The organism is Mycobacterium sp. (assembly GCF_008709575.1).
GTDB lineage: Bacteria > Actinomycetota > Actinomycetes > Mycobacteriales > Mycobacteriaceae > Mycobacterium.
Genome location: NZ_VYIK01000019.1, coordinates 7,630 through 32,338 on the forward strand (window position 1 = coordinate 7,630; position 24,709 = coordinate 32,338).

General features: G+C 67.3%; 20 protein-coding genes, 1 pseudogene and 1 riboswitch. Of the genes and pseudogenes, 11 read left to right on the forward strand and 10 right to left on the reverse strand.

The features are described from left to right. Positions 1–421: pseudogene (locus tag F6Q13_RS06165) on the reverse strand (tRNA (cytidine(34)-2'-O)-methyltransferase); the annotation flags it as partial. Positions 422–675: 254 nt separating this feature from the next. On the opposite strand from F6Q13_RS06165, the gene F6Q13_RS06170 reads away from it, so the two are divergent. Genes F6Q13_RS06170 through F6Q13_RS06185 form a run of 4 tightly spaced genes read left to right on the forward strand, consistent with a single transcriptional unit; the run spans position 676 to position 4,674 of the window. After that, on the forward strand, positions 676–3,306 hold the full coding sequence (locus tag F6Q13_RS06170) for an ATP-binding protein (RefSeq protein ID WP_293053931.1): 2,631 nt from the start codon (positions 676–678) through the stop codon (positions 3,304–3,306). Next, entirely contained in the window at positions 3,303–3,725 is a 423-nt protein-coding gene (locus F6Q13_RS06175) for a roadblock/LC7 domain-containing protein (protein ID WP_293053933.1), read from the forward strand. The genes F6Q13_RS06170 and F6Q13_RS06175 overlap by 4 nt, the downstream gene beginning before the upstream one ends. A gap of 6 nt (positions 3,726–3,731) precedes the next feature. Next, positions 3,732–4,112 carry a DUF742 domain-containing protein gene (locus F6Q13_RS06180; protein ID WP_293053935.1) on the forward strand — a complete coding sequence of 127 codons (381 nt, stop codon included), beginning with the start codon at positions 3,732–3,734 and terminating at the stop codon, positions 4,110–4,112. Continuing rightward, complete coding sequence (locus tag F6Q13_RS06185; RefSeq protein ID WP_293053936.1) at positions 4,093–4,674, forward strand: ATP/GTP-binding protein; 582 nt, start codon at positions 4,093–4,095, stop codon at positions 4,672–4,674. The genes F6Q13_RS06180 and F6Q13_RS06185 overlap by 20 nt, the downstream gene beginning before the upstream one ends. Before the next feature lie 3 nt (positions 4,675–4,677). Here the strand turns inward: F6Q13_RS06185 and F6Q13_RS06190 are convergent, their stop codons facing one another. Then, the gene (locus tag F6Q13_RS06190) at positions 4,678–7,272 is read right to left on the reverse strand and encodes an ATP-binding cassette domain-containing protein (RefSeq protein WP_293053939.1); all 2,595 of its coding nucleotides are present in this window, start codon (positions 7,270–7,272) and stop codon (positions 4,678–4,680) included. 72 nt (positions 7,273–7,344) lie between these two features. Continuing rightward, positions 7,345–8,559: an NADH:flavin oxidoreductase gene (locus F6Q13_RS06195; protein WP_293053942.1), complete on the reverse strand. Its 1,215-nt coding sequence runs from the start codon at positions 8,557–8,559 to the stop codon at positions 7,345–7,347. 93 nt (positions 8,560–8,652) lie between these two features. On the opposite strand from F6Q13_RS06195, the gene F6Q13_RS06200 reads away from it, so the two are divergent. Beyond that, the gene (locus F6Q13_RS06200) at positions 8,653–9,498 is read left to right on the forward strand and encodes a bifunctional methylenetetrahydrofolate dehydrogenase/methenyltetrahydrofolate cyclohydrolase (protein WP_293053945.1); all 846 of its coding nucleotides are present in this window, start codon (positions 8,653–8,655) and stop codon (positions 9,496–9,498) included. Continuing rightward, positions 9,495–9,776 (forward strand): DUF3017 domain-containing protein, encoded by a 282-nt coding sequence (locus F6Q13_RS06205; protein WP_293053947.1) that lies wholly within the window; start codon positions 9,495–9,497, stop codon positions 9,774–9,776. The genes F6Q13_RS06200 and F6Q13_RS06205 overlap by 4 nt, the downstream gene beginning before the upstream one ends. Here F6Q13_RS06205 and F6Q13_RS06210 read toward each other — a convergent pair. From F6Q13_RS06210 to F6Q13_RS06220, 3 genes are all read right to left on the reverse strand, one after another. Next, entirely contained in the window at positions 9,773–10,144 is a 372-nt protein-coding gene (locus tag F6Q13_RS06210) for a DUF732 domain-containing protein (protein ID WP_293053950.1), read from the reverse strand. The two genes, F6Q13_RS06205 and F6Q13_RS06210, sit on opposite strands and share 4 nt — an antisense overlap. A 137-nt stretch (positions 10,145–10,281) precedes the next feature. Beyond that, the gene (locus tag F6Q13_RS06215; protein ID WP_293053953.1) at positions 10,282–11,409 is read right to left on the reverse strand and encodes a homoserine O-acetyltransferase; all 1,128 of its coding nucleotides are present in this window, start codon (positions 11,407–11,409) and stop codon (positions 10,282–10,284) included. Positions 11,410–11,434: 25 nt separating this feature from the next. Next, entirely contained in the window at positions 11,435–12,796 is a 1,362-nt protein-coding gene (locus F6Q13_RS06220) for a bifunctional o-acetylhomoserine/o-acetylserine sulfhydrylase (RefSeq protein ID WP_293054039.1), read from the reverse strand. Positions 12,797–12,965: 169 nt separating this feature from the next. Then, a riboswitch (SAM riboswitch) is annotated at positions 12,966–13,085 on the reverse strand. Positions 13,086–13,262: 177 nt separating this feature from the next. Here F6Q13_RS06220 and F6Q13_RS06225 point away from each other — a divergent pair. Continuing rightward, the gene (locus F6Q13_RS06225) at positions 13,263–15,497 is read left to right on the forward strand and encodes an NADP-dependent isocitrate dehydrogenase (RefSeq protein ID WP_293053956.1); all 2,235 of its coding nucleotides are present in this window, start codon (positions 13,263–13,265) and stop codon (positions 15,495–15,497) included. A gap of 117 nt (positions 15,498–15,614) precedes the next feature. Next, a complete protein-coding gene (locus F6Q13_RS06230; RefSeq protein WP_293053959.1) occupies positions 15,615–16,841 on the forward strand; it encodes an NADP-dependent isocitrate dehydrogenase in 1,227 nt (408 codons plus the stop codon). On the opposite strand, the gene F6Q13_RS06235 is transcribed toward F6Q13_RS06230, so the two are convergent. Continuing rightward, entirely contained in the window at positions 16,834–17,676 is an 843-nt protein-coding gene (locus F6Q13_RS06235; protein WP_293053962.1) for an alpha/beta hydrolase, read from the reverse strand. The genes F6Q13_RS06230 and F6Q13_RS06235 overlap by 8 nt on opposite strands. Positions 17,677–17,776: 100 nt before the next feature. On the opposite strand from F6Q13_RS06235, the gene trpS reads away from it, so the two are divergent. The 3 genes from trpS to aqpZ all read left to right on the forward strand — a co-directional run bounded on the left by trpS (position 17,777) and on the right by aqpZ (position 20,655). Further along, entirely contained in the window at positions 17,777–18,793 is a 1,017-nt protein-coding gene (gene trpS, locus F6Q13_RS06240; RefSeq protein WP_293053965.1) for a tryptophan--tRNA ligase, read from the forward strand. Next, entirely contained in the window at positions 18,790–19,797 is a 1,008-nt protein-coding gene (yhjD, locus tag F6Q13_RS06245) for an inner membrane protein YhjD (protein WP_293053968.1), read from the forward strand. Before trpS ends, yhjD begins: the two co-directional genes overlap by 4 nt. 135 nt (positions 19,798–19,932) lie before the next feature. Next, positions 19,933–20,655, forward strand: a complete 723-nt coding sequence (gene aqpZ / locus F6Q13_RS06250; RefSeq protein WP_293053971.1) for an aquaporin Z — start codon at positions 19,933–19,935, stop codon at positions 20,653–20,655. On the opposite strand, the gene nagA is transcribed toward aqpZ, so the two are convergent. The 3 genes from nagA to F6Q13_RS06265 all read right to left on the reverse strand — a co-directional run bounded on the left by nagA (position 20,628) and on the right by F6Q13_RS06265 (position 24,548). Continuing rightward, a complete protein-coding gene (gene nagA, locus F6Q13_RS06255; protein ID WP_293053974.1) occupies positions 20,628–21,788 on the reverse strand; it encodes an N-acetylglucosamine-6-phosphate deacetylase in 1,161 nt (386 codons plus the stop codon). The genes aqpZ and nagA overlap by 28 nt on opposite strands. A 118-nt stretch (positions 21,789–21,906) precedes the next feature. Beyond that, positions 21,907–23,124, reverse strand: a complete 1,218-nt coding sequence (locus F6Q13_RS06260; RefSeq protein ID WP_293053977.1) for a D-alanyl-D-alanine carboxypeptidase family protein — start codon at positions 23,122–23,124, stop codon at positions 21,907–21,909. Positions 23,125–23,195: 71 nt separating this feature from the next. Continuing rightward, positions 23,196–24,548 (reverse strand): aspartate aminotransferase family protein, encoded by a 1,353-nt coding sequence (locus F6Q13_RS06265; protein ID WP_293053980.1) that lies wholly within the window; start codon positions 24,546–24,548, stop codon positions 23,196–23,198. Positions 24,549–24,709 lie beyond the last annotated feature (161 nt).

Sequence of the window (24,709 nt, forward strand, 5' to 3'; positions counted from 1 at the left end):
TCGCGACCGCCGCCGCGTTGGCCAGGTTCAGCGACCGGCGCCCGGCCAGCATCGGAATGCGGACCTGCTCGGTGATGTGTGCGTCGGCCAGGGTCGCCGCATCCAGCCCGGTGGTCTCCGGTCCGAACAGCAGCACGTCGCCGGGCCGGTAGCCGATCTCGGTGAACACCATCGAGGCATGTGCGGTGAACGCGAACACCCGCGCCGGCGCCAACGCAGCCCATGCGGCATCCAGCGACGGGTGCACGGTGACCGACGCCAGATCGTGATAATCCAGCCCGGCGCGCCGCAATTGGGGTTCGGACAGGTCGAAACCCAAGGGCTCGACCAGATGCAGTTGGGCGCCGGTGACCGCGGCCGTCCGGATCGCATTGCCCGTGTTCGGCGCGATGCGTGGCGCATAAAACAGCAGCCGGAACATCTGCCGATCATCTCAGTTGTCCGCGCGCAATTTGCTCAGCTACCCTGTCGACGAGTCGGACCCCTGCGGCGCACTCTGTCTGTTCAGTAAGAACTGTGGTCAGAGCGGCCACGGGCTGTCATACTCATCGAGTTGCCAGGTGCCCACATCGCTCGCCCGGTGCGGCGAGCAGGAAGTCGTAAACAACCCAGTCTGATGAACTACGCGCAAACATGGCACAGCAGAGCAGCGGTCGGCGGCGCGGCCGCGGAACCATGACGACGCGGGCCCACCCGACGCGGGCGGACCGGCCGGCCCCGGCAACCGGTCGCATCGGCCGCCCGTCGGCGTGGTCGCTGGGCAACTGGCCGGTGCGGTGGAAAGTCGTGGCGATGGTGGCGGTGCCGCTGGCGCTGTCGATGGTGTTCGGTGGATTCCGCATCTACGGGGCGCTGACCGACGCGAGTGACCTGCGGCTGGCGGCCGATCGGGCCACCATGATTCCGGCCGTCACCCAATACATGTCGGCACTGGACGCCGCGTTGCTGGCCGCCTCCCAGCGCGGTGACGTCGAGGCCGCGAAGACGAATTACCAGGCCCGCCGCGACGAGCTGCAGGCGCGGTTGTCCCATACCAACGTTGCCTCCGACGTACGGGCCGGCGTGGAAACCCTGCTGCGGGACGGCCAGAACCTGCTGGGCGAGGTGGTCTCGAACTCCCTCGGTTTGCGCGAGGAGGTCACCACCTATGCACCCATCCTGTTGACCGCTGAAAACGTTGTCGACGCGTCGGTGCGGGTGGACAACGCCAAGATCCGTGCGGCGGCCCAGGGGTTGAGCCGCGCGCTCGGAGCCCGCGGCCAGATGGTGATGCAGCGGCTGCTGATCACCGGCGGGGCCGCCCTGCCCGATCCCGAGCTGCGCTCCGCGATGATGGCTCTGGCCGGCACCGAGCCGTCGACGCTGGTGGGGATGACCGAAGTGCTCGGTGTCGGCTCGCCCGAGGCCAAGCAACTGCAGCAGCAGATGGTGAAACGACTGGCGATCATGTCCAACCCGTCGAGTCTGCTGGTGGACAACCCGGAGCTGCTCCAGTCGACTCAGATCACCGATGCGATCGCCGCGCAGGTGATCAACGACACCACCGCTACGGTGACCAAGTCGGTGCAGGAGCAGGCCAACCATCGACGCGCTGCCGCGATCCGCGACGTCGTGCTGGTGCCGGCCGCCATCCTCGCGGCTCTGGTGATCGTGCTGCTGGTGGCGCGCTCGCTGATCCGGCCGCTGCGGGTGCTCCGCGACGGCGCGTTGAAGGTCGCCCACGAGGACCTCGAACAGGAGATTGCCCGCGTCCGAGCCGGCGACGACCGCCCGCCCGAGCCGCTGCCGGTTCAGACGACCGAGGAGATCGGCCAGGTCGCGCACGCTGTCGACGAACTGCACACCCAGGCGCTGCTGCTGGCCGGTGACGAGGCCCGACTGCGCCTGTTGGTCAACGAGATGTTCGAGACCATGTCCCGGCGCTACCGCTCACTGGTCGACCAGCAGCTGCAGCTGATCGACCGGCTGGAGCGCGATGAGCAGGATCCCGAGCGTCTCGACAACCTGTTCCGGCTTGACCACCTCGCCGCCCGGATGCGCCGCAACGCCGCCAACCTGTTGGTGCTGGCCGGAGCACCGATACCGCGCGGGGAGCAGGGCCGGCCGGTGCCGCTGTCGACGGTGGTCGCCGCCGCCACCTCCGAGGTCGAGGACTATCGGCGGGTAGAGATCTCGGCGCTGGCCGACTGCACCATCACGGCCGCCGCCGCCAGCGACGTCGTCCATCTGCTCGCGGAGCTGATCGACAATGCGCTGCGGTACTCCCCACCCACCGCACCGGTGCACGTGTCGGCCGTGCGGCGCGGCGATGCCGGAGTTTGCGTCGAGATCGTCGACAGTGGTCTGGGCATGACCGAGAGCGACCGGCGCATCGCCAATATGCGGCTGAGCGCCGGAAGCGAGGTCACCCCCGACGTCTCCGCTGACACCGCCCGCCGTATGGGCCTGTTTGTGGTCGCGCGGCTGGCCGGCCGGCACGGCATCGGGGTGCGGCTGCGTGGTTCGTCGAACGAGCGGCGGCTGTCGGGGACGACGGCCGAAGTGTCGCTGCCGGCCGCGATACTGACCGGTGTCGAGGAGCCGACGGTCTCGCTGGCGCCGGCCGCGCCACCGCGAACGGCCTCGACCGGGGAAGCGGCCGACGCGGCCGACGATCGGGAGGCCGCGGAGTTCCGGACGGCGGGGCGCAATGGGTTGCCGGCGCCTCAATCGCCGGTCACGGCGTTGCCGCGACGCACTCCGGGGTCCAGTGGTATCTCCGGTGCGCCCGGCCGGCCGGGGAGTGCCGGCCCGGGTGGCCACCAGCAGCCGGTGACTGTGCCGCAACCGGTATCGGGCCCGGCATCGCCGGTGGCCGAAACGCCGGGTGGGGCGCCCCAGGGCGACCTCATCTACCAACGCATGCTCTCGGAGTGGCTGGTCGACCCGCACGACCTGGCGCGCAGCCCTGACCTCGATTGGAAGTCGGTGTGGGACCACGGCTGGTCGGCCGCGGCCGAGGCCGAGAACGTTCCCGTGCAGACCTACACGGCCCACGGGCTGCCGGTGCGGGAGCCCGGTGCCCGACTGGTGCCGGGCGCGGCCGCTCCCGATACCCGTGCCGCCACGGAAAACGCTCAACATCGGGCCAGCCCCGACCGCGAGGTAGCATGGGACCGCGGATTTGCGCCCGACCGCGCCCCCGCGCACGCGGCTCCGGCCCGCGATCCTGAGGCGATCCGGGCTTCGATCAGCAGCCACTTCGGCGGTGCGCGCGCTGGACGGTCGCACGCGCGAGACACCCAGCAAGGATCCGATGACGAATGACCCGCCCTGTCGCTCCTTCCGGACCTGCCCACGATGGCTCGCTGGATTGGCTGGTGTCGAACTTCGCCCGCGAGGTCCCCGGGGTTTCGCATGCGGTGTTGGTGTCCGTCGACGGCCTGCTGATCGCCGCCAGCGAGCACTTGCCGCCGGAGCGCGCTGACCAACTGGCCGCGGTGGCGTCCGGGCTGGCCAGCCTGGCCAGCGGCGCTGCGCAGCTGTTCGACGGCGGTGCCGTGCTGCAGTCGGTGGTGGAGATGGCGAACGGCTACCTGGTGCTGATGCGGGTCGGTGACGGCTCGCATCTGGCCGCGCTGGCCGCCACGAACTGCGATATCGGCCAAATCGCCTACGAGATGGCCGTGCTGGTCGAACGGGTCGGCAGCGTCGTGGAACCATCCCGGCGCCACCAGCCCTCGTGAGTCGCGATGAACACCCGCGAGCCATTACAGCCGGGATCACCCGCACGTGAGGCCAGCCTGGTTCGCCCCTACACGCTGACGGCCGGCCGGACCGACACCAGTGTGGACCTGCCGCTGGAAGCGCCGGTGCAAACGCTGCAGTCGGCGCTGTTGCAGCAGTGGCCCGCCCACGACGTGCGTGGCAGGATCGTCGCGTTGTGTGTCAGGAGTCCTTCGGTGGCGGAAATTTCGGCCCGACTGGACTTGCCGCTCGGTGTTGCGCGGGTCCTGGTCGGCGATTTGGTCACCTCGGGCTACCTGCAGGTACACCCGACGCTGGACCAGTCCAGCCGCGACGAACGCCGTGAGCTGATCGGAAGGACACTGCGTGGCTTACGAGCTCTCTGACCGGCGGGCGCCGGCCTCGACGAAGATCGTCATCGCCGGTGGGTTCGGGGTCGGTAAGACGACGTTCGTCGGCGCGGTCTCGGAAATCATGCCGCTGCGCACCGAGGCGATGGTGACCGACGCGTCCACCGGCGTGGACATGCTGGAGGCCACGCCGCACAAACGGACCACGACGGTGGCGATGGATTTCGGCCGGATCACCCTCGACGACGATCTGGTGCTCTATCTGTTCGGCACACCGGGCCAGCGCCGGTTTTGGTTCATGTGGGACGACCTGGTGCGCGGCGCTATCGGCGCGGTCATCCTGGTGGACTGTCGGCGTCTGCAGGACAGCTTTGCCGCGGTCGACTTCTTCGAGCACCGCAATCTGCCGTTCCTGGTTGCGGTGAACGAATTCGACGGCGCCCCCAGCTACCCGATCGCCGAGGTGCGCAACGCGCTGACCCTGCCCGGCCATATCCCGATCATCAACATCGATGCCCGTGACCGCAGGTCTGCGACCGACGCGTTGATCGCGATCAGCGAGTATGCGCTGAGCCGGCTGTCCCCGACCGGCAGCTGACCGTCAGCGTTTGAGCCGGATGTTCCAGCGGATGTAGCCGGCGTAGACCAGCGACAACACCGCGAGCATGACCATGTCGAACAGGTAGATGTGCTTGGAGTGTTGCCATAACGGATCGGTCGTCGGGATTTGCTTGACCTTCACCAGGGCGGGGAAGTCGATCGACGACGCGCCCGCGGCGTAGCCCCAGCGTGCCGGCGTCAGCCACGCCAGCTGTTCGAGGCCCGCCCGGCCGGTCACCGGGATCATCCCGCCGGCCAACACCAGCTGCGACATGATCGACACCACCAGCAGCGGCATGATCTGCTCGTTGGACTGCGCGAACGACGACAGCAGCATCCCGAGGATCGCCGACGCGACGCAGGTGGCGGCGACCGTGAGGAACAGCGAGAAAGTGGCGTTACCGAAGAACGGGGGACGCTCGGTGGGGGCGCCCTTGCCCACGGTGACGATGGCGGTCGCGATCCCTGCCTGCAGGGTCGCGAACGCGCAGAAGACCGCGATCTTGGCCAGCAGGTAGGCGGTAGTGGACAGGCCGACGGCTTGTTCTCGGCGGAAGATGGGACGTTCCCCGATCAGGTCGCGGATCGTCAGTGCGGTGCCCATGAACACCGCCCCGATGTTGAGCAGCACCATGATGTACTGCGGTTGAGTGGGCGCGGCGCCGAGCGGGTTAGCGGGGCCAAGCCCGGGTTTGGGGCCTTTGACGGTGAGCGAGAGCGCCCCGATCAGAAACGGCAGCACCGCCAGGAACACCGAGTAGCCCCGGTCGGAGATGACCAGGCGAACCTGACGTCGGGCGATCGTGGACAGCTGACGCCAGATATCGGTGTGCACCGGCTCGCCCAGGTCGCCCGGCGCTTGCGTGGCGGGCAGCGGCGGGCGGCGCACGCGTCCCTCGCGTTCCATGAAGCGCCGATTGGCTTCGTCGGGATCGGCGCCCACGCTGGCGAAGATTTCTGCCCAATTGGTGGTGCCGAAAGCACCCGCGACCTCGTTGGGGGCGCCGCAAAAAGCGGTCTTGCCGCCAGGTGCCACCAGCAGAATCTGGTCGCAGACATCCAGGTAGGACACCGAGTGGGTGACCACGAGCACCACGCGGCCGGCGTCGGCCAGCTGCCGCAGCATCAACATGACCTGCCGGTCCAGCGCCGGGTCCAGGCCGGACGTCGGCTCGTCGAGCAGCAGCAGTGACGGTTGGGTGAGCAGCTCGAGCGCCACCGACGCACGCTTGCGCTGGCCACCGGAGAGCTTGTCCACCCGGGTGTGGGCCTGTTTGGTCAGGTCGAGCTCCTCGAGAACCTGCGCGACGACCCGGGCGCGTTCCTCTTTGCTGGTGTCGGGCGGCAGCCGCAGCTCCGCGGCATAGCCCAGCGCCTGGCTGACTGTGAGTTGCCGGTGCACGACGTCGTCTTGCGGGACCATCCCGATCCGGCTGCGCATCGTGGCGTACTCGCGGTGGATGTCGTGTCCCTCGAAAGTGATCGAGCCCTTACTGGGATGGGTGTAGCCGGCGATCAACCGGGACAGCGTCGTTTTGCCGGCGCCGGAGCCGCCGATGATGGCGGTCAGTGTGCCGGGCCGGGCGGTCAGCGAAATGTCGTCGATCAGCTCCTTGCCGTCGATCGTGAAGTGCACGCCGTTGACTTCCAGGCCGCCGGTTCGTGTTGCCGCCTCGGTGCGGCGGATCAGCGTGCCGTCGCTGAACACCAGGTCGACGTTGCCGATCGTGACCACGTCGCCCTCGGACAGCACCGCCGAACCGATCCGAACCCCGTTGACGAAGGTTCCGTTGCTGCTGTGGGCGTCGCGGATTTCCGTGCCCAGCGGCGTCGGCACCAAAAACGCGTGATGCCGTGACGCCAGGACGTCTCCGATGACGATGTCGTTGTCGGTGGCCCGGCCGATCGTCGCCGAGCCGGCGGGCTGTGGGGGTGCTCCGGTGTCGGGGCGGATGACCGCAAGCATCTTGGTGGCCAGGTTCGATTCCGCGGGCGGCGTCCAGGATCGGGGCGGTAGTCGTGCCGGTTGCGCGGAATCCGGCGGCGGCTGGAGCGACGGTGCTTGCCGGGTCGGCGGTGCAGCGGGGGGATGCGGCGGCGGCCGGTGGCCGCCATTGACCATCGAGTACGGTGGCGGCGTGGCGCCGGGATGTGGGCGCTGCGGCGACTGCGGCGGGCGGAATCCGCCCGAATGGTGCGCGGGCGCCGGGTGCGACGTCCGCGCACCGGCGGGCGGCTGAGCTATTCGCATCGCCATGGTCTTGGGTGGCCGTCCTGCCATGCCGGTGTGTCGGCCGACCTCGAAAGTCAATCGTGGCCCGTCAGGATTGCCGATGTTGATGCTCTGGCCGTCGCGGATGTCGAGCACCGGCACCCGGCGGCCGTTGACGAACGTTCCATTCAGCGAACCGTTGTCGATCGCCAACCACCGGCCCTGATCGAAGCGCAGCAGCAGATGAGCCCGCGAAATCAGCGGATGGGTGATGCGCATGTCGGCGCGCAGGTCGCGGCCGACGATCACGTCGTGACCCGGCGCGAACGTGCGTTGGGTTCCGTCGTACTTGACCGTCAGCGCCGGCGGTGCTGCTTGGCTCATCGACACAACTGTAGCGGGTGCTGCCCGCGTCGCCTTGATCCGTTGCGCCGCAGTGTCGGCCGAGCGGCTGCCCTAAGGCGGAGAGCCGACGGCGTCGGGCGCGCCGGTCACGACGCAACCGGTGCGACGGTAGATAGTTGCCATGCACCGGTTGCAGTGCGTGCACGCCGACCGCACGGCGTGGCGCTCGCGGTCGGCCGCGAGCCGGTTGACCAAATCGGGCTCGGCCAACAGGGCCCGGGCCATCGCGACGAAGTCGAATCCCTCGGCCATGGCCAGTTGCATCGATGCCAGATTCGTGATGCCGCCGAGCAGGATCAACGGCATCGTCAGCTCGGCGCGGAACAGCCGGGCGTCGCGCAGCAAGTAGGTGTCGCGGTAGGGGTATTCCCGCAGCAACTTGTGCCCGGTCATCCGGATACCCCAGCGCAGCGGCGGTGTGAAGGCGCTGGCGAACTCTTTGACCGGTGCGCCGCCGCGAAACAGATACATCGGATTGAGCAGCGAACTGCCGGCGGTCAACTCCAGTGCGTCCAGCCCGCCGTCGTCTTGCAGCCAGGCGGCCGTCTGCAGTGCTTCTTCGACTGTGATACCGCCGCGTACGCCATCGGTCATGTTGAGTTTCGCGATCACCGCGATCTGCGTAGCCCCCGCTTTTTCCAGTGCCCGGCGTACCGCCAGCACAAGTCCGCGCGCGACTTTGGCCCGGTTCTTCAGCGAGCCGCCGAACTCGTCGGTGCGGCGGTTGATCAGCGGGCTCAAGAACGCGCTGGCCAAATAGTTGTGGCCTAAATGGATTTCGACCGCGTCGAAGCCCGCGTCCGCGGCCAGCCGGGCGGCGTTGGCGTGGGCGGCCGTGACGTCGTCGATGTCGGCGCGGGTGGCCTGCTTGGCGAACCGCATGCCGAGCGGGTTGAAAAATCGCACCGGCGCCAGTGCTGTGGCCTTGGTGGATCGCGCGTCGGCGACCGGGCCGGCATGGCCGATCTGAGCGCTGACCGCAGCGCCCTGGGTGTGCACGGTGTCGGTGAGCCGGCGTAGCCCGGATACGGCTTGCGGGCGCATCCAGATCTGGTTACCGCTGGTGCGGCCCTCCGGAGAGACCGCACAGTAAGCGACGGTTGTCATGCCCACCCCGCCGGCGGCCGGGAGCCGGTGGTACTCGATGAGGTCGTCGGTCACCAGCGCGTCAGGCGTGCGGGCCTCAAAGGTCGCGGCCTTGATGATGCGGTTGCGCAGGGTCAGCGGGCCCAGTTTGGCCGGGGTGAACACATCCGGGGCAGCCATCCTAGGGAGCCTAGTCCTTACCAGGGCCGGGGGATCGCACCCGCGGCGAAGCCGGGCGCGACGGCAAGTACCGCAGATGCCAGACTGTCAGGCGTGGGTGCGATCACGCTGGACGGTAAGGCCGTACGCGATGAGATCCTCGCCGACCTCAAAGCACGGGTGGCCGCGCTGACGGCATCGGGTCGCACACCCGGGCTGGGCACCGTTCTGGTCGGTCACGACCCCGGTTCGCAGGCCTACGTCCGCGGCAAGCACGCCGACTCGGCCAAGGTGGGCATCACCTCGATCCGCCGAGATCTACCCGCCGACATCAGCCAGGCCCAACTCGAGGAGACCATCGACGAGCTCAACGCCAACCCCGCGTGCACCGGCTACATCGTGCAGCTGCCGCTGCCCGAGCAGCTCGACGCGAACGCCGCGCTGGAGCGGGTCGACCCGGCCAAGGATGTCGACGGGCTGCATCCGACCAACCTGGGTCGGCTGGTGCTCGGCATGCCGGCGCCGCTGCCGTGCACCGCGCGCGGCATCGTGCACCTGCTGCGACGTTACGACGTCGAGATCGCCGGCGCTCACGTGGTTGTCATCGGCCGTGGAATCACGGTCGGCCGCCCGCTCGGGCTGCTGCTGACCCGCCGCTCGGAGAACGCCACTGTCACGTTGTGCCACACCGGAACTCGTGATCTGACTGCGCTGGCCAGGCAAGCCGACATCATCGTGGCGGCTGCCGGCCGCCCGCATATGCTGTCTGCCGGGATGGTGCGTCCCGGGGCCGCGGTCGTCGATGTCGGAGTCAGCCGCACCGCTGACGGCCTGGTCGGCGACGTGCACCCGGATGTGTGGGAGGTCGCCGGCTGCGTTTCGCCCAACCCGGGCGGTGTCGGTCCGCTGACCCGGGCGTTTCTGCTGACCAACGTCGTCGAATTGGCCGAGCGGCGATGAAGGTGCGCCGGTTGCTGCGGACGCAGTGGCCGATCATCGCGGTAGGGCTGATCTTCGTCGCCGGATTCGTGCTGGCCGGAGCGAACTTTTGGCGCCGTGGCGCGCTGCTGATCGGGTTGGGGGTTGGCGTGGCAGCCGCGTTGCGGTTGGTGTTGCCGGAGAATCGCGCCGGTCTTTTAGCGGTGCGCAGCAAGGGCATCGACGTCGCTACCACAACGGCGGTGGCCGCGTCGATGATCTACATCGCGGCGACGATCGATCCACTGGGGACCGGTTAGATACTCGGAATGCCCGGCAGCTGCGGCAAGCTGGGCATCTGGCCGTCGGCCAGCGACGACATCACCGAGGGACAGTACGTCGAAATGGCGATAGTGGTGAACATCTGCGCCATCTCCGGCGACATGCCGTTGTTGCCGAGGACGCTCGACGCCGCGGAGGCTAACGTTGCGCCCGGCTGGTCCAGCATCGGGCAAATCGACTGGCCCAGCGCGGCGGTGCTGGTCGGATCCTGGTAGTTGACACCGGCGCTGTCCAAGGCAGACAGGAACTGGTCGTCGATCGCATCTGCCTGCGACGGCGCCGCCAACGTCGCTGCCCCCATGAGCAAGCCGGCGCACCCTGCCAGCGGAATCCAGTTTCGACGCATGCCCGGCTCCTCATCTACTAGACCTTCGAGCCATCCTGGGTTAGCGCCGTCACATCAACAACACGCGACGGTAAAGGTTTGCACACGTTCCACCTGCTGCACGACATCGGGTGCTCCGGGGCGGCGCTGTGGGAATGTCACCGGGAATTTTCGGCCAGAGCGAGCGTTTGGCGCACCAGTTCGCCGACGGCCTCGATTTCCAGCAGGAATCCGTCGTGGCCGTGGATCGAGTCGACAATCTGCAGCCCGCTGCACCCGGGCAGCAGATCGACCAGTTCCTGCTGCAGCCGCAGCGGATAAAGCCGGTCAGAGGTGATACCGGCGACCACCACCGGCACCGGGCAGCCGCGCAGCGCCGAGCTGACCCCACCACGACCGCGGCCGACGTCGTGGCCGGATAAAGCTTCGGTGAGTACGACATAACTGCCGGCGTCGAACCGCGACACCAGTTTTTCGCCCTGGTGCTCCAGATAGCTCTGCACCGCGTAGCGTCCACCGGCCCAAGGATCTTCACCGCCCTGAGCGCGGTTGGCGAAGCGGGTATCCAGCTCGATCTCACCGCGGTAGGTCAGGTGCGCGATGCGACGAGCGATCTGCAGACCGGTGTCGGGTGTACGACCGGTACCGTAGTAGTCGCCGGCTTGCCAGTTGGGGTCGGCTTTGATCGCCGCGATTTGGGTGGTCTGGGTGCCGATCTGGTCGGCGGTCGCGCGCGCACCCACCGCCAGCAGCAGCGCCGAGGAGACCCGTTCGGGATAGGCGATCATCCATTCCAGCGCCCGGGCGCCGCCCAGCGACCCGCCCACGACGGCGGCGACGTCGGTGATACCCAGCGCCGCCAGCGCGGCCACGTCGGCCTCCACCTGATCCCGCACCGATATCGACGGAAACCGCGACCCCCAGGGCTTACCGTCACGGGCCAGCGAGCCCGGACCGGTCGAGCCGCGGCAGCCGCCGAGCACGTTGGTGGCCACCGCACACCAGCGGTCGGTGTCGATCGGCGCCCCCGGCCCGGCGATACCGTCCCACCAGCCCGGCGTGGGATGCCCGGGCCCGGCGGGGCCGGTGATGTGGGAATCGCCGGTCAGTGCATGCAGCACCACCACCACGTTGTCGCGGGCGGGTGACAATTCGCCCCAGCGCTGCACGGCGATGCAGACGTCGTCGATCACTTCGCCGCTTTCCAACTTCAGCGAGCCGATGTCGACGACGCCGACCTCGCCTTCGGCGGGCAGCGTCTGGGTCGGTATGTCGGAAATGGTCACCTCGGTCTTCCTGACTCGGGCCTGCTCAGCGCGCCGCCACCGCGTACGGGTCGCCGGTCGATGCGCCGCCGCACGTGCGGGCCGCGGCGAAGCCCAGCTCGAGGTCGGCAAGGATGTCGTCGATGCCCTCGATGCCGACGGCCAGCCGCACCAACCCCGGGCTGACGCCGGTGGCCAGCTGCTCCTCGGGACTGAGCTGGGCGTGGGTCGTCGACGCGGGGTGGATCACCAGCGACCGCACGTCACCGATGTTGGCGACGTGGCTGTGCAGCCGCAGCGCGTTGACGAACGCCTTGCCGGCCTCCACACCGCCTGCCAGCTCGAACGCCAGCACAGCCCCAGTTCCCTTGGGTGCCAGCTTTTTCCCCCGCTCGTACCACGGTGAGCCGGGCAGCCCGGCATAGTTGACCGACAGCACGTCGTCGCGGCTGTCGAGGAATTCGGCGACCCGCTGCGCGTTGGCGACGTGTCGTTCCATGCGCAGGCTCAGGGTCTCCAGACCTTGCGCGACGAGGAACGCATTAAACGGCGAGGCAGCCGCACCCAAGTCTCGCAGCAGTTGAACCCGGGCTTTGATCGCGAACGCCGCCGGCCCGAGCTCGGCGTAGACCACGCCGTGGTAGCTGGGGTCGGGCATGGTGAACCCGGGGAAACGCCCGCTCGTCCAGTCGAACGTCCCGCCGTCGACGATCACCCCGGCGATCGCCACCCCGTGCCCGCCCAGATACTTGGTGGCCGAATGCACCACCACGTCGGCACCCTGGGCGATCGGCTGGATCAGATAAGGGGTGGCGATGGTGTTGTCGACGATCATCGGCAGACCGTGTTCGTGCGCCACCGCCGACACCCCGGGAGTGTCGAGGATGTCGATCTTCGGGTTGGAGATGGTCTCGGCGAAAAACGCCTTGGTGTTCGGCCGCACCGCGGACCGCCACGAGTCCAGGTCGTCGGGATCAGGCACAAAACTGACCTCGATCCCCAGCTTGGCCAGCGAGTAGTGAAACAGGTTGTAGGTCCCGCCGTAGAGCCGCGTGCTGGACACGATGTGGTCGCCGGCGCCGGCCAGGTTCAGGATCGCCAACGTCTCCGCGGCCTGGCCGGAGGCCACGAACAGCGCCGCCGCGCCGCCCTCGAGCGCGGCGATCCGCTGCTCGACGACATCGGTGGTCGGATTACCCATCCGGGTGTAGATGTTGCCCGGAATCTCGAGCCCGAACAACGCCGCCGCGTGGTTGGTGTCGTCAAAGGTGTAGGACGTGGTCTGGTAAATCGGCAGCGCGCGGGCGTTGGTAGTCGGGTCCGGCTGCTGGCCCGCGTGGATCTGTTTGGTCTCGAACGACCAGTGCGCGGTCGGGTCGTTGTCGGTGTTGTCAGAGCTCATGTGGATGCTTTCTGCTGGAAGGCTTGCTGGTGGGCGGTGGCGGGCGCTCACGGCGGGACGCCATCCCGCGACGACGTCGACCGGAGACCCGCGTTCAGCGGCAACAACAAGCGAATGACGAACCCAAACAGGCGCGCATCAGGTTTCCCTGTCTACTCGGGGGCCCGTCAAGGCGGACCCGCGCTTGCCGCGTAGCCGGTGGTGGCTACTAGACCTGGTCATCACCCGGGGCACCCCACCGCGGTTGGAGGGTTGCCGACCAGCAAGCCGGGGCTTGTCGCTGGCACTCATGACCGAGAGAAATCGTATCGCATGTCGCCGAGGTGATGCCACTGATCCGCCCGACGATGCCCGCCGCTGTGCGGCGGGAGGAGGAGGCGGGAGGACTGCCCTGCTACCCGATGGGCGATACTGATCGCCGTCGACACGCGTAGTCCTTAAGAACCACACCCACGATGCCGGGAGAAAGACCATGTCCGCCCAGCAGCCGACCATTGTCTACACGCTGACCGACGAGGCGCCGATGCTGGCGACGTATGCCTTTCTGCCGGTACTGCGCGCCTTCACCGAGCCGGCCGGCATCGCCGTCAAAGTCGCTGACATCTCCCTGGCGACCCGAATCCTGGCCGAGTTTCCCGACTACCTGACCGATGAGCAGCGCGTACCGGACAACCTTGCCGAACTGAGTCGGCTGACGCAGTTGCCCGACACCACCATCATCAAGCTGCCCAACATCAGTGCCTCGGTGCCACAGCTCGTGGCCGCCATCACGGAATTGCAGGACAAGGGCTTCAAGCTGCCGGACTACCCCCAAGATCCCACGACCGACCAGGAAAAGGACATCCGCAATCGCTACGCCCGCTGTTTGGGCAGCGCGGTGAACCCGGTGTTGCGGCAGGGTAACTCGGACCGGCGCGCGCCCAGGGCGGTCAAGGAGTACGCGCGCAAGAATCCGCACAGCATGGGGGAGTGGTCGATGGCGTCGCGCACCCATGTGGCGACCATGCGGCACGGCGACTTCTATCACGGGGAGAAGTCGATGACCTTGGACCGCGCGCGCGACGTGAAGATGGAGCTGGTCACCGCAAGCGGTGCGACTGTCGTGCTCAAGCCCAAAGTCTCGCTGTCTGACGGCGACATCATCGACAGCATGTTCATGAGTGTGAAAGCGCTGCGTGAATTCTACGAACAGCAAATGGAGGACGCCCGCGCGACCGGTGTCATGTTCTCCCTGCACGTCAAAGCGACGATGATGAAGGTCTCACACCCGATCGTGTTCGGACACGCGGTCAAGGTCTTTTACAAGGAAGCCTTTGCCAAGCACCAGGAACTGTTCGACAAGCTGGGCGTCAACGTCAACAACGGCCTGTCCGATCTTTACCAGAAGATCGAGTCGTTGCCCGCCTCGCAACGCGACGAGATCATCGACGACCTGCACCGTTGTCACGAGCACCGTCCCGAGCTGGCCATGGTGGATTCGGCGCGGGGCATCTCGAACTTCCATTCGCCCAGCGACGTGATCGTGGACGCGTCGATGCCGGCAATGATCCGGGCGGGCGGCAAGATGTACGGCGCTGACGGCAAGCTCAAGGACACCAAGGCCGTCAACCCCGAATCCACCTTCAGTCGCATCTACCAGGAGATCATCAACTTCTGCAAGACCCATGGCCAGTTCGATCCGACCACGATGGGCACCGTGCCCAACGTGGGCCTGATGGCGCAGCAGGCCGAAGAGTACGGCAGCCACGACAAGACATTCGAGGTTCCCGCCGACGGTGTGGCCAACATCGTCGACCTCGACACCGGCGAAGTACTGCTGACGCAGACCGTGGCAGCCGGCGATATCTGGCGCATGCCGGTCGTCACCGACGCAGCGATCCGGGACTGGGTCAAGCTGGCCGTGACCCGCGCGCGCCGCTCCGGCATGCCCTTGGTGTTCTGGCTGGACAGCGAACGTCCGCATGAGGCCGAGCTGCGCAGGAAGGTGAAGAGGTATTTGGGGGACCACGACACCGAGGGCCTCGAGATCCACATCATGGCCCAAGTCTGCGCGATGCGCTACACGCTCGAGCGTGTCCTGCGCGGCAAGGACACCATCGCAGCGACCGGCAACATCCTGCGCGACTACCTCACCGACTTGTTCCCGATCCTGGAGTTGGGCACCAGCGCCAAGATGCTCTCCATCGTGCCGCTGATGGCCGGCGGCGGGATGTACGAGACGGGGGCGGGCGGTTCGGCACCCAAGCACGTCAAGCAGCTGCTCGAGGAGAACCACCTGCGCTGGGATTCGCTCGGCGAGTTCCTCGCGCTGGCCGCCAGCCTGGAAGACATGGGCGCCAAGACGGGCAACGAGCATGCCACGATTCTGGCCAAGACCCTCGATGCCGCCATCGGTAAGCTGCTGGACAACAATAAGAGTCCCTCGCGCAAGACCGGTGAGCTCGACAACCGGGGAAGCCAGTTCTACCTCGCCATGTACTGGGCCCAAGAACTCGCCGCGCAAAACGATGATCAGGGGTTGCGCGAACACTTCGCCGTCCTCGCCGACACGTTGACCAGGAACGAGGATGTGATTGTGGCCGAATTGGCTGCGGCGCAGGGCGAGCCGGTGGACATCGGTGGCTATTACGCGCCCGACCAACGCCTCACGACGGCGGTGATGCGGCCGAGCAAAACGTTCAATGCCGCACTCGCGGCGCACGGCTGACGGCGGTCCGGCGAGCTGCGGATAGCTGGGCTCGCCGGCGCCGGGGGCGCCCCTTGTAATGTTGGCCGGAGACGACCGCGCCCGCGCAGCTCACCGTCTAGGAGGACTGGGATCCAGATGTCCAGCGGACCCAAGATCAAAGTCGAAGGCACGGTAGTAGAGCTCGATGGCGACGAGATGACGCGGGTGATCTGGCAATGGATCAAAGACTTGCTCATCTTCCCGCACTTGGACATCAACCTGGACTACTACGACCTGGGCATCCAGAACCGCGACGCCACCGACGATCAGGTGACGATCGACGCGGCGTACGCGATCAAAAAACACGGGGTCGGCGTCAAGTGCGCCACGATCACTCCCGACGAGGCCCGTGTCGAGGAGTTCAATCTCAAGACCATGTGGCCCTCGCCGAATGGGACGATCCGAAACATTCTGGGCGGGACGATCTTCCGCGAACCGATCGTGATCTCGAATATTCCTCGGCTGGTCCCGGGATGGACGAAGCCGATTGTTATCGGCCGCCACGCCTTCGGCGATCAGTACCGGGCCACCAACTTCAAGGTCGACAAGCCCGGGAAGGTCACCCTGACCTTCACTCCCGACGACGGCAGCGGCCCGATCGTCCACGAGATGGTCTCCATCCCCCGAGACGGCGGAGTCGTGATGGGGATGTACAACTTCAAGGCATCCATCCAGGACTTCGCCCGAGCTTCGTTCGCCTACGGGCTGCAACAGAACTATCCGGTGTACCTGTCGACCAAGAACACCATCCTCAAGGCCTACGACGGCATGTTCAAAGACGAATTCCAGCGCATCTACGAAACGGAATTCAAGGACAAGTTCGAGGCCGCAGGGCTTTTCTACGAGCATCGGTTGATCGACGACATGGTCGCCGCGTGTCTGAAGTGGGCGGGCGGCTACGTGTGGGCCTGCAAGAACTACGACGGCGACGTGCAATCCGACACCGTTGCGCAGGGCTACGGCTCGCTGGGGCTGATGACGTCGGTGCTGATGACGGCCGACGGCAAGACAGTGGAGGCCGAGGCCGCGCATGGCACCGTCACCCGGCATTTCCGCCAGTACCAGCAGGGCCAACCCACCTCGACGAACCCGATCGCCTCGATCTTCGCCTGGACCCGCGGACTTGCGCACCGCGGCAAGTTGGACAACACTCCCGCGGTGATCGAGTTCGCCCAGAAGCTCGAAGAGGTCGTGATCTCCACGGTCGAGGCCGGGCGGATGACCAAAGATCTCGCGCTGTTGATCGGCGCGGACCAGGCCTGGCAGACCAGTCAGGACTTCCTCAACACGGTCGCCGAGAACTTGGACAAGGCACTCAGCTAGACCTGAATTCAAGCGCGGCGACCGGCCGGCTGTGCTGGTCGAGGAAGGCGGTGATGACCTCGGCGACCTGGAGCGGCGCCTCGAACATCGGGATGTGCCCGAGACCCTCGAGCATGGTCACCACCGTGTGGTTGGGCAAGTGAGCGGTGAAGTGCCGGCCGAACCGGCGCGGGGGAACCACCCGGTCTTTGCCGCACAGCAGCAGATGTGCGGGTACCGCGGTCTCGGCCAGTCCCCGCAAGCCGGGCAGTAGCAGCGATTTGACCAGCAGCTGGAAGTAGGCCGGGCAATGCGTCACGTCCTCGATGATGGCGTGCAGCTCCTCGTCGCTGACGCCGTCCGCCGATCCGCTGATCGGCAATGTTGCCAGCCGGCGGCTGTACGGCAGCCGCAGCGCATGCGGTCCGAGCAACCGGGCCACCACCCATATCGGCAAGCCCGTGACGAACTTGGCGATCACCTCGAATTTGGTCGGGCTCCAGCGGTTCCAGCCGCCGGCCGGGGCGATGCCGGTGACGGTGCGCGCCCGGCCGCGACTTTCCAGTTCGAACGCCACCCAGCCGCCCAGCGAATTGCCGACGATGTGGGCGGTATTCCAGCCGTGGACGTCGAGGTCGCGCTCGACGTGATCGGCCAACACCGCCGCGCTGAGAAACCGGGTACCGGCGCGCGGTCCGCCGTTGTGGCCGGCCATCGTCGGGGCCAATACCTCGTATCGGCCGGTATCGGCCAATTGCCGGGCCACCGTCTGCCAGACCAGCTGCGACATCAGAAACGGATGCAGCAGCAAAACCGGCTCGCCGGCTCCCAGGTGTATCGGATCACGACGGCGCATGTCGCCGACACTAAGGTGATACCGCCGGTACCGCAAGGCGCGCTGGTCGCAGCCCGAGAACAGCGTGCGAAGATCCCAGCGTGACAATGTTGACAGCATCATGAGCACCGCCACGGCAATGCCCCGGGTCTTCTCCGGTGTGCAGCCCACCTCCGACTCGCTTCATCTCGGTAACGCGTTGGGTGCGGTCATGCGGTGGGCCCAGCTGCAGGACGACCATGACGCGTTCTTTTGCGTGGTCGACCTGCACGCGATCACCGTCCCGCAGGATCCCGAGGTGCTACGGCGACGCACACTGCTCACCGCGGCGCAATACCTGGCGCTGGGCATCGATCCGAACCGCAGCACGATCTTCGTGCAGAGCCACGTACCCGCGCACACCCAGTTGGCTTGGGTGCTGGGCTGTTTCACCGGGTTCGGTCAGGCCTCGCGGATGACGCAGTTCAAAGACAAGTCGGCGCGAGCGGGTGCCGAGGCGACCACGGTGGGCCTGTTCACCTATCCGGTGCTGCAGGCCGCCGACGTGCTGGCCTACGACACCGAGCTGGTGCCGGTCGGGGAAGACCAGCGCCAGCACTTGGAGCTGGCGCGCGACATCGCGCAGCGATTCAATAGCCGCTTCGGTGACACTTTCGTCGTTCCGGACCTACTGATCGCCAAGGCCACCGCCAAGATTTACGACCTGGCCGACCCCTCGTCGAAAATGAGCAAGTCGGCGGCCACCGACGCTGGGCTGATCAACCTGCTCGATGATCCGGCGTTATCGGCGAAGAAGATTCGGTCTGCGGTAACCGATAGCGAACGGGAAATCCGGTATGACCCGCAGGCCAAACCCGGGGTGTCGAACCTGCTGAGCATTCAGTCGGCAATCACCGGTGTCGATGTCGACGCCCTGGTCCGCGGTTACGCCGGGCGCGGCTACGGCGAGTTGAAGAAGGACACCGCGGACGCCGTCGTCGGCTTCGTGACGCCGATCAAGGCGCGGGTCGCAGAGTTACTCGCCGATCCTGCCGAACTGCACGCCATCCTGGCCGCCGGCGCGGCGCGGGCCCAGGATGTCGCCGCCAAAACGGTTGACAGGGTCTTCGACCGGCTCGGATTCCTGCCGCACCCATGAGCGTCCTCGACCGGTTGCGGGCACGCTACGGCTGGCTCGACCACGTGATGCGCGCCAACGAGCGATTCAATCAGGGCAAGGGTAACTACTTTGCCGCGGGCCTGACCTACTACACGGTCTTCGCATTGTTTCCTTTGCTGATGGTCGGTTTCGCGATCGGCGGTTTCATGCTGTCGCGTCGGCCTGATTTGGTGCACCACCTCGATGACAAGGTCCTGGCCGCGGTTCCCGGCAGCCTGGGCCAGCAGGTGATAGACCTGATGAACTCGGCGATCGCGGCACGGACTTCGGTCGGTGTCATCGGGTTGGCCGTTGCCGCGTGGGCCGGTCTGAGCTGGGTGGCCCATCTGCGGGTGGCGCTCAGCGCGATGTGGGGGCAGCCGGGCACACCAGCCGGATTCCTACGCACCAAGGTGTCAGACCTGGCGGCGATGCTGTCGTCGTTCGGCGCGCTCCTGGCCGTCGTGGCGTTGAGCGTGCTGGCCGGCGCGGCACCGATGGCCAAAGTTCTCGGCTGGCTCGGGATTCACAACGCGCCCGTTCTCGACGCCATCCTGCGCGGGCTTTCGACAGTGATATCGCTGCTGGTGACATGGTTGGTATTCACCTGGATGATCGCCCGGCTGCCGCGCGAGCCGGTCCACTTCGCCAGTTCAGTGCGGGCCGGACTGCTGGCGGCACTCGGGTTTGAACTGTTCAAACTGGTAGCGGCGATCTATCTGCGCACAGTGCTGCGCAGCCCGGCCGGTGCGACGTTCGGGCCGGTGCTGGGGCTGATGGTGTTCGCCTACATCACCGCCCGCCTGCTGCTATTCGCCGCCGCCTGGGGTGCGACGTCACCGGCCAACCTGCTGGCGGTGCCGGTGGCTCCCCCTGAACCCGCCGTGATCACCACCCGGGTGCAGCTCGACAACGGCCTGGCTGCTCGACAGGCGTTGGCGGCAGCCGTGATGGGAGCGATCGGGGCGCTCGGGCTGTCCCGGCTGCTCCGGCGCAGGGGCTAGGCCACGGTCCGATCGCCGTGGATGCTGCCGACATCGGCGACGGGCGCTTTAATACACAGATTTGGCCAACGTCGGCGCACGGTTGTGTCACCCTCGTAGCACAAACGTTGAAACCACGACCAAGGGTGGTTGGCGATGGCGGCACCAAATCTCTCCCAGCGACTGGCCGCGGAGACCATCGGCACTTTCTGGCTGGTGCTCGGAGGCTGCGGCAGCGCGGTTTTCGCCGCGAAGGCGCACTCTGGGCACTATCCGTTGGGTATCGGTTATCTCGGCGTGGCGCTGGCGTTCGGTCTAACGGTACTGACCGGCGTGTATGCGTTCGGAGCGATCTCCGGCGGGCATTTCAACCCCGCTGTCACACTGGGTGCTGCATTGGCTCACCGTATGGAATGGAAGCTACTGCCCGCGTACTGGATTGTTCAGGTGATCGGCGGCCTGCTCGCGGGGGTGGTGATCTACTACGTCGCGACCGGCAAGCCCGGTTTCACGGCGACCGGCAACATGGCGGCCAATGGCTACGGTGACCATTCACCCGCCGGATATTCCTTGGGTGCGGTGATTGTCATCGAGGTCGTGTTGACCGCGATGTTCTTGTTTGTCATCCTCGGGGCCACCGACGAGCGGGCACCGAAAGGCTTCGCCGGGGTGGCGATCGGATTCGCGCTCGCCCTGACCAACCTGGTGGCGATCCCGGTCTCCAATGCGTCGATCAACCCGGCGCGCTCCACCGGTGTCGCATTCTTCAACGGCGCGGGTGCTCCCGGACAACTGTGGGTGTTTTGGCTGGCGCCGTTGATCGGCGGGGCGATCGCCGGCTTCGGCTATCCCTACTTGTTCGGCCGGGCGAGCGACTGATCGACCCATTCACCGTCGGCCATGACGGCGCTCACCGTCAGATCCGCATCCAGCACGACAAGATTGGCGCGCAGACCCCGACGCAAAGCCCCCACGTCGTCGAACCCGAGTACGGCGGCCGGTGTGGCCGACGTCATCTGCACCGCGGCCGCCAATCCGGTGTCGGGATCCGGCCCCCTGCCGGCCACGGAGCGAAACAGCCGGTCCATCGTGGCGGCGCTGCCGGCGATCGTCGAGGTTCCCCGCACCCTGGCCACGCCGCCGGCGACGTCGATGTCGACCGTTCCCAACCGGAACCTGCCGTCGCCGCGGCCGGCCGCCGCGGTGGCGTCGCTGACCAGCGCCACCCGGGCAGGGCCGGCGAACTCGATCACCGCGTCCAGCATCGCCGGGTGGACGTGCACGCCGTCGGCGATCAGCTCGACGGTCACCCGCGGATCACGCAGCAGCGCGAGCGCGGGTCCGGGTTCGCGATGGTGCAACCCGGGCATCGCATTGAACAGGTGGGTGCCGACCGTCGCACCGAGCGCGATGGCGGACCGGGTCTGCTGAAAGTCGGCCTCAGTGTGACCAACGGCTACCACCACCCCCGCGTCGGTGCAACGTCGTATCGCGTCCCGGCTGCCGGGACGCTCCGGTGCCAGGGTCACCATCCGGATCGCGCCGTCGGCCGCGGCGAGCACGCGGTCGATTTCGGCGGGATCGGGGTCGCGTAACTGTTTCGGGTCGTGGGCTCCGCAACGGCGTGCGCTCAGCCACGGCCCCTCCAGATGGATCCCGGCAACCGTGCCGGCCCGGGTCGCCTCGGCCAGGACACGCACGGCGGCGAGCAGGTTCGCCGGCGACGCGCTGACCAGACTGGCCACGGTCGTGGTGGTGCCGTGCCGGCGGTGGAAAGCGGCGGCGCGAACTATGGCGGCGGCATCGCCGTCGGTGTAGGAGTCTCCTCCGCCGCCGTGCACGTGCATGTCGACGAAGCCGGGAACCACGACAGCCTCGAGCAGCTCGCGGTCAGCCGGTCGCGGCGGTGTCCCAGGTCCGCAGCCCAGGATGCGCTCGCCCGCGGTGTGAACCCAGCCGGGCCGGTAGACCTGCCGGTCGGCGACAACGGCGCCGGCGGCGATCAGCGGCATGGCCGGGGTGGTCCGGTGGCCGAGGCCTGACCCACCATGAGCGTGTGACGCTGGCTGGGCTTTCGGCTCATACCGCGCCCATGCTAGCGGCGAAGCCGGGCGCGGCGGGTCGTCGGTGTCAGAATTCGCGCCGGGGTCGGCCGTTCAGCGACCGAGCGGCCAGCATCAGCCCGAAGACGATCAGGGTGCCGATGACCATCACCCCGACGCGGACCGGCAGCACGTCGCCCGGTGACACCAGCGCGGCGGCCCGGGTGGCGTCGTCTCGTGTGTCGGGTTTGGCGGCCACCAGGGTCGGATCAGGTTCGACCAGGGTGCCCACCTGCGTCCCCGGGGCGGTGGCGAAGCCGTAGTCCAGCAGATGTGCGGCCTGCTGCCACGGCGGAATTGGTTGACGGGTGCCGTGCAGCAGCACCGCCATCAGCCGACGACCGTCCCGCGTGGCTGCCCCCACGAACGTCTGGCCGGCATCGTCGGTGTAGCCGGTCTTGCCGCCCAGCGCGCCCGGGTAGTGGTAGAGCAGCTGGTTGTCGTTTTCCAGCTCATAGCCGGGGTGACCGCCGTGTCCGGGGAAGGGGAAGGTGCGGGTCGCGACGATTTTCGCGAATGTCGGGTTCTGCCACGCGTAGCGGTAGAACAGGCCGATGTCGTAGGCCGACGTGCTCATGCCGGGTCCGTCGAGTCCTGACGGCGTGGCGACCCGGGTGTCGCGGCCACCGAGCTTGCCGGCCAGCGCGTTGATTTTCTCCATCGCGACCGGTACGCCACCCAGCTGCATGGCCAGCGCGTGGGCGGCGTCGTTGCCGGAATGCATCAGCAGCCCGTGCAGGAGCTGGTTGACCGTATAGGTTCCGCCGGGCGCAACCCCGACCTTGGTGCCTTCGACCGCGGCGTCCTCGGCGGTGCCGTCGACGATTTTGTTGAGATTGAGCTCGCCCAGCGAGACCATCGCGGTGAGGACCTTGATCACGCTGGCGGGGCGATGCCGCCCGTGCGGGTCGCGCGCGGCGATGACGGCCCCGCTGTCCAGGTCGGCAACCAGCCAGGCCTGCGCGGAGACGTCGTCGGGGACCGGGGGAGTGTTGGGCGCGACGACGAGCCCACACCCGCTCAACGCGTCGCCACCGAGCGGTTTGGCGGGTACCGGAAGCGGAAGCGGCGGGTCACCGGCCTCCGGCACCTCCGAGGAGTCCACCGCGGGAGGGGTCGACACCCGGAACGGGCAAGGGTTGGCCGCCGCGGGGTCGGGCTCGGCGCCCGCCACCGGAGGCCCGACCGCGGTGCAGAGCGCAACAACCGCCGTCGCCAGGCACGATGCGAGACGTAAGGAAGCCATCGTCTGTGCACAGTAGGCGATCGGCGGCCCGATTACGAGGAGCCGCGCGGTGATAGATGGTGCAGAAGTGATTATTGGGGTTCGGCGTCGATGAGCACGCCGCGCACGATCGATTCGATCTCGTCGAATTCGGCTTGACCGCTGATCAGCGGCGGCGCCAGCTGGATCGCCGGATCGCCGCGCTCGTCGATGCGGCAGTACAACCCCGCGTCGAACAATGCCCTGGACAGGGCCGGCAGCAGCCGGCGCCGTTCCTGCGCGGTGAAGGTTTGTCTAGTCGCCTGATCTTTGACCAGTTCGACCGAGTAGAAGTAGCCTTCGCCGCGGACGTCGCCGACGATCGGCAGGTCGTAGAGCCGTTCCAGCGTGGCGCGAAACGCCGCAGCGTTGTGCTTGACTCGCGCGGTGAGCTGTTCGCGCTCGAAGACGTCGAGGTTGGCCAGTGCGACTGCCGCCGACATCGGGTGGCCGCCGAAGGTGTAGCCGTGCGGGAACATCGTCGTACCGTCGTTGAACGGCTCGAACAGCCTGTCGGTGGCGATCAAGGCGCCGATCGGCGAGTATCCCGACGTCAGCCCCTTGGCGCAGGTGATCATGTCGGGCAGATACCCGAAATCCTCGCAGGCGAACATCGACCCGATCCGGCCGAACGCGCAGATGACCTCGTCGGAGACCAGCAGCACGTCGTACTCGTCGCAGATCTGCCGGACCCGCTCGAAATAGCCCGGCGGTGGTGGAATGGATCCGCCGGCGTTCTGCACCGGTTCCAGGAACACTGCGGCGACGGTGTTGGGACCCTCGAACTCGATCGCCTCGCCGATGCGGTCGGCGGCCCACCGGCCGAACGCCTTGGCGTCGGTGTCGAACGGCTCCGGCGCGCGGTAGACGTTGGTGTCGGGCACTTTCACCGCACCCGGCGTCAGCGGCTCGAACGGCGCCCGGTAGCCCGGAACCCCGGTCAGCGCCAGCGCACCATGTGGGCTGCCGTGGTAGGCCACCGCCCGCGAAATCACCTTGTACTTGCCGGGTTTGCCGGTGAGCTTGAAGTACTGCTTGGCCAGCTTCCACGCGGTCTCGACGGCCTCGCCACCACCGGTGGTGAAAAACACCCGGTTCAGGTCACCCGGCGCGTAGTGCGCGATACGCTCGGCGAGCTCGATGGCGGGCGGGGTCGCATAGGACCACAGCGGGAAATACGCCAGCCGGCGGGCCTGCTCGGCAGCCGCCTCGGCCAGCTCCTCGCGACCGTATCCGACCTGCACCACGAACAGCCCGGACAGCCCGTCGAGGTAGCTTTTGCCGCGGTCGTCGACGATACGGACACCCTCGCCGCGGGTGATGACCGGCGGCGTGATGCCCGGGCCGTGGGCCGCGAAGTGGCCCCACAGGTGGCGGTCGGCGCTGGCGGACAGGTTAGCGGTCATCGTGTGCATTCCTACTCCTCGAACCATGTCCTCGACACAGCAAGTCGGCGAATTCGAGGCGGTATGTCATGTCGGAAGCCCGACCGGTATTGAGATTGCATCCAGGGCTGCGCATTTCGCAGATTCACGACCCTAGACGCAATTTCAACGTCGCTGCGGTG